Source organism: Micromonospora sp. S4605 (assembly GCF_003176715.1).
Taxonomy (GTDB): Bacteria; Actinomycetota; Actinomycetes; order Mycobacteriales; family Micromonosporaceae; genus Micromonospora; species Micromonospora echinaurantiaca.
This window is the reverse complement of sequence record NZ_QGSW01000345.1, coordinates 1-9,637: the sequence shown is the minus strand read 5'-3', so window position 1 is coordinate 9,637 and position 9,637 is coordinate 1. Positions and strand designations below refer to the sequence as shown.

The 9,637-nt window shown below is 74.7% G+C and carries 8 protein-coding genes; 4 read left to right on the top strand and 4 right to left on the bottom strand.

The genetic code is table 11. From position 1 onward, the window contains the following. Position 1: 1 nt before the first annotated feature. The 4 genes from DLJ47_RS29725 to DLJ47_RS29710 all read right to left on the bottom strand — a co-directional run bounded on the left by DLJ47_RS29725 (position 2) and on the right by DLJ47_RS29710 (position 4,269). Positions 2-1,069: an NADH:flavin oxidoreductase/NADH oxidase gene (locus DLJ47_RS29725; protein WP_109904935.1), complete on the bottom strand. Its 1,068-nt coding sequence runs from the start codon at positions 1,067-1,069 to the stop codon at positions 2-4. Positions 1,070-1,131: 62 nt separating this feature from the next. Next, on the bottom strand, positions 1,132-2,442 hold the full coding sequence (locus DLJ47_RS29720; RefSeq protein ID WP_199236057.1) for a dicarboxylate/amino acid:cation symporter: 1,311 nt from the start codon (positions 2,440-2,442) through the stop codon (positions 1,132-1,134). Between the two features lie 215 nt (positions 2,443-2,657). After that, positions 2,658-3,311, bottom strand: a complete 654-nt coding sequence (locus tag DLJ47_RS29715; protein WP_109904931.1) for a DUF998 domain-containing protein — start codon at positions 3,309-3,311, stop codon at positions 2,658-2,660. Beyond that, positions 3,304-4,269 carry a glutathione S-transferase family protein gene (locus tag DLJ47_RS29710; protein ID WP_109904929.1) on the bottom strand — a complete coding sequence of 322 codons (966 nt, stop codon included), beginning with the start codon at positions 4,267-4,269 and terminating at the stop codon, positions 3,304-3,306. Before DLJ47_RS29710 ends, DLJ47_RS29715 begins: the two co-directional genes overlap by 8 nt. A gap of 105 nt (positions 4,270-4,374) precedes the next feature. Here DLJ47_RS29710 and pcaF point away from each other — a divergent pair, with 105 nt between their 5' ends. The 4 genes from pcaF to DLJ47_RS29690 all read left to right on the top strand — a co-directional run bounded on the left by pcaF (position 4,375) and on the right by DLJ47_RS29690 (position 9,412). After that, entirely contained in the window at positions 4,375-5,580 is a 1,206-nt protein-coding gene (gene pcaF / locus DLJ47_RS29705) for a 3-oxoadipyl-CoA thiolase (RefSeq protein WP_109904927.1), read from the top strand. Between the two features lie 288 nt (positions 5,581-5,868). Then, positions 5,869-6,687 carry an SAM-dependent methyltransferase gene (locus DLJ47_RS29700; RefSeq protein WP_109904925.1) on the top strand — a complete coding sequence of 273 codons (819 nt, stop codon included), beginning with the start codon at positions 5,869-5,871 and terminating at the stop codon, positions 6,685-6,687. 3 nt (positions 6,688-6,690) lie between these two features. Continuing rightward, entirely contained in the window at positions 6,691-8,859 is a 2,169-nt protein-coding gene (locus tag DLJ47_RS29695; RefSeq protein ID WP_109904923.1) for a putative bifunctional diguanylate cyclase/phosphodiesterase, read from the top strand. 52 nt (positions 8,860-8,911) lie between these two features. Further along, positions 8,912-9,412, top strand: coding sequence for a DUF456 domain-containing protein (locus tag DLJ47_RS29690; protein ID WP_088995456.1), 501 nt, complete (start codon positions 8,912-8,914; stop codon positions 9,410-9,412). The last annotated feature ends 225 nt before the right edge of the window (positions 9,413-9,637 follow it).

The window sequence follows — 9,637 nt, the reverse complement described above, 5'->3', positions numbered from 1 at the left end:
GTCAGATGGCGCGGAGGTACTGGGCGGGCCAGGTGGGGGTGGCGCCGAGCTTGGCGGCGGCGCGGTGCGGCCAGTACGGGTCGCGCAGCAGCTCCCGGCCGAGCAGCACCAGGTCGGCCGCGCCGGTCGCGACGATCTGCTCGGCCTGCTCCGGCTCGACGATCAGCCCGACCGCGCCGGTGGCGACCCCCGCCTCCCGGCGGACCCGGGCGGCCAGCGGCACCTGGTAGCCCGGCCCGACCGGGATGCTCGCGCCGGCAGCGGCCCCGCCGGACGAGCAGTCCACCAGGTCCACGCCCGCGCCGGCCAGCTCACCGGCGAGCACCACGCTGTCCTCGACCGTCCAGCCGCCGGGCACCCAGTCGGTGGCCGAGATGCGGGCCAGCACCGGGACGTCCTCGCCGACCGCGGCGCGGACCGCGCGGGCCACCTCCAGGGTCAGCCGCATCCGGCCGGCCCGGTCGCCGCCGTAGTCGTCGCGGCGGTGGTTGGTCAGCGGGGAGAGGAACTCGTGCAGCAGGTAGCCGTGCGCCGCGTGGATCTCCACCGCGGCGAACCCGGCGTCCACCGCCCGGCCGGCCGCGGTGGCGAACGCCTCGACCACGCCGGCGATGCCGGCCGAGTCCAGCGCGGTGGGCACCCGGTAGTCCGGCTGGAACGGCTCGGCGCCCGGCCCGACCGGGGTCCAGCCGCCGTCGGCGTCCGGCACCCCGCCCCGCCGCGGCGCCCAGGGCCGGTACGTGGACGCCTTGAACCCGGCGTGCGCGAGCTGCACCGCCGGTACCGCGCCGTGCGCGGCGAGGAAGGCGGTCACCGGCCGCCAGGCGTCGACGTGCGCGGCGGACCAGAGGCCGGTGTCCTGCGGGCTGATCCGCCCCTCCGGCAGCACCGCTGTCGCCTCGGTCAGCACCAGCCCGACGCCGCCGGCCGCCCGGGCGCCCAGGTGCACCAGGTGCCAGTCGGTGGGCAGGCCGTCCGGCCCGGCGCAGTACTGGCACATCGGCGCCATGGCGACCCGGTTGGGCAGCGTCACCGCGCGCAGGGCCAGGGGCGTGAAGAGCTGACTCATGGGCGACATCCTCCCGGTACGACGGCGCGGACCCCCGGGCCGGGGGTCCGCGCCGGATCGGCTCAGGCCGGTACGGGGCTCGGCCGGTCGGTACGGGCGGGCCGGTCCGCCGCCGCGGCCGGCTCGGCCGGCTCGACCGGCGAGCGCCGGCCGGCCGAGTCGTACGCGGCCCGGTCGAGGGTGCCCTCCCGGGCCGCGACGATGGTCGGCACCAGCGCCTGCCCGGCCACGTTGGTGGCGGTGCGGATCATGTCCAGGATCGGGTCGATGGCGAGCAGCAGGCCGGCGCCGGCCAGCGGCAGGCCGAGCGTGCTCAGGGTCAGGGTGAGCATGACGATCGCCCCGGTCAGGCCGGCGGTGGCGGCCGAGCCGACCACCGAGACGAAGGCGATCAGCAGGTAGTCGGTGACGCCGAGGTCGACCCCGAAGACCTGGGCGACGAAGATCGCCGCCAGCGCCGGGTAGATCGCCGCGCAGCCGTCCATCTTCGTGGTGGCGCCGAACGGCACCGCGAACGAGGCGTACTCGCGGGGCACGCCGAGCCGCTCGACGGAGCGCTGGGTCACCGGCATGGTGCCCACCGAGGAGCGGGAGACGAAGGCCAGCTCGATGGCCGGCCAGGCGCCGGCGAAGAAGCGCAGCGGGTTGAGCCGGCCGGCCGCCGCCAGCAGCAGCGGGTAGACCACGAACAGCACGATCGCGCAGCCGACGTAGACGGCGGTGGTGAACCGGGCCAGCGGGGCCACCAGGTCCCAGCCGTACGCGGCGACGGCGTTGCCGATCAGGCCGAGGGTGCCGATCGGGGCGAGCCGGATCACCCACCAGAGCGCCTTCTGGACGATCTCCAGCAGCGAGCGGTTGAGCGCCACGAACGGCTCGGCGGCCTCGCCGACCAGCAGCGCGGCGGCGCCGACGACCAGCGCGAGGAAGACGATCTGGAGCACGTTGCCCTCGACGAACGCGCCCACCGGGTTGGTCGGCACGATGCCGGTGAGGAAGTCGGTCCAGGAGCCGGTCTTCTTCGGCGCGCTGGCGCCCGCGACATCCAGGGTGACGCCCCGACCGGGGTCGGTGAGCAGGCCGAGGCCGATGCCGACGGTCACCGCGATCAGCGCGGTGAGGCCGAACCAGAGCAGCGTCTTCAGCGCCAGCCGGGCGGCGTTGGCCACCCCGCGCAGGCTGACCACGCTGACCACGATCGCGGTGAAGACCAGCGGCGGCACGGCCAGCTTCAGCAGCTGGACGAAGAGGCCGCCGACGGTGTCGAGGGTGCTGGCCAGCCAGCTCAGGTCGTTGGCGCGGGCGAGGAAGCCGAACGCCACACCGAGCACGAGGCCGAGCAGGATCTGTACGGAAAAGGGAATCTTGCGCAGGGCGGAAGGCATGCTGATGCGTCCAAGGGGTCTGGGGGTCGGTCAGGGCAGCGTCAGGAGAGCGGCTGCGCCGGACAGACGCCGCTGGCCTGCCGTCGGAGGTCGACGTACAGGCGCACGGTCAGGTGCCAGACGTTGGTCATCGCCTGCCGAGGCTACTCCGCGCCGCTTCGGCGGAGGAAGGGGTGGTGGACGTGACGGTCCTTACGTGCCCGTCATGGCCGGTTGACCCGTCCGTCACGATCGGCTGCCAGCCCGAGCGTGGTCGCGGTGACCAGCCCCCAGCCGGCCACCACCGCGAGCAGCAGCCGCTCCAGCGTGCCGACCAGCCCGCCCCGCCCCACCAGCAGGAGCGCCAGCCCGATCGCGGCGGCCAGCGGCACCGCCAGCACCGCGCCCAGGCCGGCGATCCGGCGTAGCGCCGCGGGCGCGCCGGGGGTGGTCAGCAGCGCCAGCATCGCCAGCACCACGGAGGCGGTCGCGGCGATGCTCGCGCCCCCGTGTACCAGGTCCGCCACGGTGGCCCGCTCGAACGGCGGCAGCGGGCAGCCGGCGCTGCAGGTCACCGCGCCGGAGACCACCGTGCAGACCCCGCCCGCGGCGAGCAGCCCGGCCGTCGCGCGCAGCGCCGGCGGAAGCGCCGCGGCCAGCAACAACAGCGCCGTGGCCAGGGCGAAGACCCCGATCCGGTACGTCCGGGCGTAGCCGGTGCCGGCGATGCCGGCCTCGCTGACGTACCCGGTCAGGCCGGGACCCGGACCGGCGACCACGGCGACCGTCACCGCGACCGCCCCGGCCACGGTGCAGCCGGCGGCGACCGACGCGGCGGCCCGGGACGCGGGCCCGCCGCGCCGCGCCGGTTCAGCCACGCCCGTGCGGGGTGGTCCAGCCGGACAGGTCGGGGCCGAGCGGCACGACCCGGGTCGGGTTGATCATCTCGTGGGTGGCGTAGTAGTGCCGCTTGATGTGGTCGAAGTCGACCGTCTCGCCGAAGCCGGGGGTCTGGAACAGGTCCCGGGCGTACGCCCAGAGCACCGGCAGCTCGGTCAGCTTCTGCCGGTTGCACTTGAAGTGGCCGTGGTACGCCACGTCGAAACGGACCAGCGTGGTGAACAGCCGCACGTCCGCCTCGGTGATCGTGTCGCCCATCAGGTAGCGACGCCCGGCGAGCCGCTCGGACAGCGCGTCGAGCCGGGCGAACAGCGTCCGGAACGCCTCGTCGTACGCCTGCTGGGAGGTCGCGAAGCCGCACCGGTAGACGCCGTTGTTGACGTCCCGGTGGATCTCCGCCATCAGCGCGTCCAGTTCCGGGCGCAGCGGCACCGGGTAGAGGTCCGGCGCGTCGGGGGCGTGAAAGCGCCGCCACTCGGTGGAGAGATCCAGGGTGAGCTGCGGATAGTCGTTGGTGACCACCCGTCCGGTGAGCGTGTCGACCAGCGCCGGCACGGTCACCCGCCCGGCGTAGTCCGGGTCGGTGGCCAGGTACGCCTCGGAGAGGAAGCCGATGCCCAGCACCGGGTCGAACCCGTCCGGGTCGAGGCTGAACCGCCAGCCCCGCTCGTCCCGGACCGGGTCGACGGTGCCCAGCGAGATGACGTCCGCCAGGCCGAGCAGGTCGCGGACGATCCGGGCCCGGTGCGCCCAGGGGCAGGCCCGGCACCAGATCAGCCGGTAGCGGCCGGCCTCCAGCGGCCAGCGCCCCTGCTCGTCCGGCCCGCCGCCGGGCGGGGACGTCGAGTGCGGGGTGACCCGGTCGGTGAACCGGTTGGGCTGTCGGACGAACTGGCCACCGCCGCTGGTCTCTGCGCTGAACTGGGCCCGGGTCATGCCGTCAACCTATCGGCCCCGGGCGTGGATATCCTGGCGGCCGGGCGTCCCCCCGCGACCCGGTGGGCGCTCCCGTCCCACCCTTCCCACCCCGAAGGACTCGCGATGACCGTGGCATACCTGGTGGCCGGTGTCCGCACCCCGATCGGCCGGTACGGCGGCGCCCTGGCCGGCGTACGCCCCGACGACCTGGCCGCGCACGTGATCCGCGAGCTGGTCGCCCGGCACCCGTCGGTGGACTGGGCCCGGGTGGACGACGTGATCCTGGGCTGCGCCAACCAGGCCGGCGAGGACAACCGCAACGTGGCCCGGATGGCGGCGCTGCTCGGTGGGCTGCCCGAGGAGGTGCCCGGCAGCACCGTCAACCGGCTCTGCGGCTCCGGCCTGGACGCGCTGGCCACCGCCGCCCGCGCGGTCGTGACCGGCGAGGCCGAGCTGGTGGTGGCCGGCGGGGTGGAGAGCATGAGCCGGGCGCCGTTCGTCATGCCGAAGGCCACCTCCGCGTTCTCCCGCACGGCCGAGGTCTACGACACCACCATCGGCTGGCGGCTGGTCAACCCGCTGATGAAGCGGCACTGGGGCATCGACTCGATGCCGGAGACGGCGGAGAACGTCGCCGCCCAGTACGGCGTGGACCGGGCCGCGCAGGACGCGTTCGCGTACCGGTCCCAGCAGCGCGCCGCGAAGGCGCAGGCCGACGGCCGGTTCGCCGAGGAGATCGTGCCGGTGAGCGTGCCGGAGGGGCGCAAGGGCACCCGGCTGGTCGAGGTGGACGAACACCCCCGGGAGACCTCGCTGGAGAAGCTGGCCGCGCTGCCCACCCCGTTCCGCGAGGGCGGCACGGTGACCGCCGGCAACTCCTCCGGGGTGAACGACGGTGCGGTGGCGTTGCTGGTCGCCGGTGAGGCGGCGGTGGCCCGGTACGGCCTCACCCCGCTGGCCCGGGTCAGCGGGGCCGCCGCGGCCGGCGTACCGCCCCGGATCATGGGCGTCGGCCCGGTGCCGGCCACCCGGAAGCTGCTGGACCGGCTCGGCACCGGCCTCGACGCGGTCGACGTGATCGAGCTGAACGAGGCGTTCGCCGCGCAGTCGGTCGCGGTGCTGCGCGAGCTGGGCCTGCCGGAGGACGCCGAGCACGTCAACCCGAACGGCGGGGCGATCGCGCTCGGCCACCCGCTCGGCGCCAGCGGCGCCCGGCTGGCGTTGACCGCCGCGCTGGAGCTGCGCCGCCGGGGCGGCCGGCGGGCGCTGGCCACCATGTGCGTCGGCGTCGGGCAGGGCATCTCGCTGCTGCTGGAGTCGGTGGGCTGACGTCCCGCGTGTCGCGGCACCCGGGCCGGCGCTGCCCGGCCCGGGCCGCGGCGGTTCCCGCCGGCCCGGCCTGAGTCGCCCCCACCGGCCCGGGCCGCGGCGGTTCGCGCCGTCCGGTCCGCGGGTCGTTCCCGCCGGCTCGGCCGAGCTCCCCGGAATGGGACGGTCGGGCCTATTGTGGTCAGCACCACACGATCCGCGGGTCGGCCGGTGCGGCCGCCGCGTGCCCCGCACGCGTCCCCGGCACCGGTTCCCTCCCGCACCGCGGCGACGACTTGGGGTGCAGCAGTGCAGATGCCGGACGGACTTCCCGTCGAGATCGACCTTTCCCGGCCGAGCGCGGCCCGGGTGTACGACTACTTCCTGGGCGGGGCGCACAACTTCGAGATCGACCGGCAGCTCGCCGAGCAGATCGCCAGCATGACGCCGAACCTCGCGGCCACCATGCGCGCCGGCCGGGAGTTCCTCCGCCGGGCCGTCCGGGCGCTGCTCGACGCCGGCATCGACCAGTTCCTCGACATCGGCTCCGGCATCCCGACCGTGGGCAACGTGCACGAGGTGGCCCAGACGGCCAACCCGAAGGCGCGGGTGGTCTACGTCGACATCGACCCGGTCGCGGTGGCGCACAGCCGCGAACTGCTCGCCGGCAACGACCTGACCGGAGTGATCCACGCCGACCTGCGCGAGCCGGAGCGGATCCTCGCCGAGGCCCGGGAGCTGAACCTGCTCGACTTCAGCCGGCCGCTGGGCATCCTGCTGGCCGGGGTGGTGCACTTCATCCCGGACGCCGACCGGCCCGGCGAGATCCTGGCCACCCTGCGGGCGGCCGCCGCCCCGGGCAGCCACCTGGTGATCTCCCACTCGACCTACGAGGACCAGCCGCAGGAGATGCTCGACGCGCAGCGGCTCTCGGCGCGTACCGACACCGAGATCACCCTGCGCTCGCGGGCCGAGATCACCGGGTTCTTCGGCGACTGGACCATCCTGGAGCCCGGGGTGGTGCACATGCCGCTGTGGCGGCCCGACTCGCCGTCCGACGTGGACGAGCACCCGGAGCGGTTCGGCGCCTTCGGCGGCGTCGCCCGGTACGACCGGCCCGCCGGCTGACCCATGGCCGCCGTCCCGGACCCCGGCGGGGACGAGATCAGCCGGACCGGCGCCCAGGGGTACGCGGCGGACTGGGCCCGCGCGCTGCGCCGGCTCGGGTTCGTGCCGCTGGACGCGGCCGAGACCGAGCGGCTGCTGCTCGTGCACACCGTGCGGCTGGCCCAGGCCCTGCTCGCCGAACGGTTCTCCGCCCGGCCGGCCGAGGAGGTCGGCCGGGCGCTGGTCGAGGCGCACCTGACCGAGCCGCGGATGCTGGACTGGTCGGTGCGCTCGCTCGGCGACCGGTTCCTCGCCGAGGTGGTGCCGGCCCGGGCGGGTACCGAGGGGGCCGCCGGGCGGATCGCGGCCCTGCAGGGCGGGCTCGCCGAGGGTTTCGCCCGGGCGCTGCGCGACCGCACCTTCAGCCAGCAGGAGCGGATCGCCCGGTCGGCCTGGCAGGCCCGGGACGAGGTGGAGCAGGCGCTGCGGGACAGCGAGGCCCGGTTCCGCGCGGTCTTCACCGGCGCGGCGATCGGGATCGGCATCGCCGGGGTGGACGGTCGGATCATCGACGTCAACCAGGCGTTCGCCGACATGCTCGGCTACTCCGTCGACGAGCTGCGGCAGACGGACGTGGGGTCGCTGTTCCACACCGACGACGCACCCGGGATGTGGGAGCTCTACCAGGAACTGGTCGAGGGCAAGCAGGACTCCGCCCGGCTGGAGAAGCGCTACCACCGCAAGGACGGCAGCGTGCTCTGGACCGACCTGGCCGTGTCGCTGATCCGGCACGACGACGGCCGGCCCCGGTTCACCGTGGCCATGATCGAGGACATCACCGAGCGGTACGAACTCCAGCAGCGGCTGCGGTTCCAGGCGCTGCACGATCCGCTCACCGGCCTGCCGAACCGGACGCTGTTCTTCGAGACGCTCGGCCGGATCTTCGACGCCGCGGTCCCGGAGCACCGGGTCGGGATCTGCTTCCTCGATCTGGACGGCTTCAAGGCGATCAACGACAGCCTCGGCCACGACCTCGGCGACCGCCTGCTGGTCGTGATCGCCCGGCGGCTGGCCGAGTCGGTGGCCAGCCGGGGCCACCTGGTCGCCCGGATGGGCGGCGACGAGTTCGTCATCCTGGTCGACGACGGCGACGGGATGGACGAGGCGGTGGCGGTCGCCGAGGCCGCACTGGCCGCGGTCGCCGCCCCGGTGCACGTCGGCGACCAGCAGCTGGCCGTGTCGGCCAGCGTCGGGATCGTGGAGTGCCCGGTCGGCGGCACCAGCGCCTCGGAGCTGATGAAGGCCGCGGACACCACCCTGTACTGGGCCAAGGCCGAGGGGCGGGGCAGGTGGGCGGTCTACGACCCGGAGCGCGGCGCCCGGGACATCGCCCGGTCCGCGCTCGCCGCCGGGCTGCCCGCCGCGCTGGACCGGGGCGAGTTCGTGCTCCGGTACCAGCCCATCGTCTCCCTGCTGGAGGGCTCGATGCTCGCGGTGGAGGCGCTGGTCCGCTGGCAGCACCCGGAGCTGGGCATGATCGGTCCGGACCGGTTCATCGGGCTGGCCGAGGAGACCGGGCTGATCGTCCGGCTGGGTGAGTGGGTGCTCCGGCAGGCCTGCCGGGACGCCGAGCAGTGGCGGCGCCAGTTCCCCGAGGCGCGGCTGGTGGTGAGCGTCAACCTGGCCGCCCGGCAGGCCGACGATCCGGCCATCGTGGACACTGTCGCGGACGCGCTGGCCACCACCGGGCTGCCGGCGGAGCTGTTGCAGCTGGAGTTGACCGAGAGCGCGGTGATGGGCACCGCGGGGGAGCCGTTGCGGTCGCTGCACCGGCTCGCCGCGCTGGGCGTACGGCTGGCCATCGACGACTTCGGCACCGGCTACTCCAACCTGGCGTACCTGCGCCGGCTGCCGATCCACTGTGTGAAGCTGGCCGGGCCGTTCGTGGAGGGGATCCGCGGGGACGCCGTCGAGGCGGCCGCGGACCACCGGGACGAACGGATCGTCGACGCGCTGGTCCGGTTGGCGCACGCGCTGGAGCTCTGGGTCACCGCCGAGGCGGTGGAGACCCCGGTGCAGGCCGAGCGGCTGCGGGCGCTGCGCTGCGACACCGGGCAGGGCCGGTTCTTCGGCCCGCCGATGCCGGCCGACCGGATAACCGCCCGGCTGCGCGGCAAAGAGGTGGCAGCGTGAGCGCGAGGAGTGAGCTTGCGAGCCCCGCAGTCGCGAACGGAAGGCAGGGCAGATGAGCCTGACCGACTCGCAGGCGGCCGTCTCGGTGCTCGCCGCGCTGGCCATCCTGGCCGGGCTGGCCGGGGTGGTGGTGCCCGGCCTGCCGGCGCTGCCGTTGTGCTGGGGTGGGGTGCTGGTCTGGGCGCTCTTCGGCGGCGCGGGCGGCGGCCGTTGGCTGGTGCTCGCCGCCGCCACCCTGGTCGCCCTCGGCGGGACGGTGGTCAAGTACGCCTGGCCGGGGCGGAACCTGAAGCGCACCGGCGTGCCCACCTCGTCGCTGCTCGCCGGCGGGCTGCTGGGGCTGGTCGGCTTCTTCGTCGTCCCGGTGGTCGGGCTGGTGCTCGGCTTCGTCGGCGGGGTGTGGGCGGCGGAACGGTTGCGCCTGGGCGACTCCCGGCTGGCCTGGCCGGCGACGAAGCAGGCGGTGGCGGCGGCCGGGCTGGCGATGCTGGTCGAGTTCCTGGCCGGCCTGCTCATCGCCGCGCTCTGGGTCGCCGGGCTGCTGCTGACCTGACGGCGGAGACCCCGGGCCAAGATCATGATCGATCCTCATGCGGTGGCCTCCGCCATCGCCGAGCGGCCTACGTCCTGGATGCAGCGCACTCCCGCGCCCCCGATCCATCGCCCCGAGAGAACCGAATCTCTTGGTCCGAGGTCACACCGAGGCGGACACCTCGGTGATCAAGGGATTTGCGTCAGGATCCGGCCCGGATCCTGACGCAAACCCCTTGATCAACCC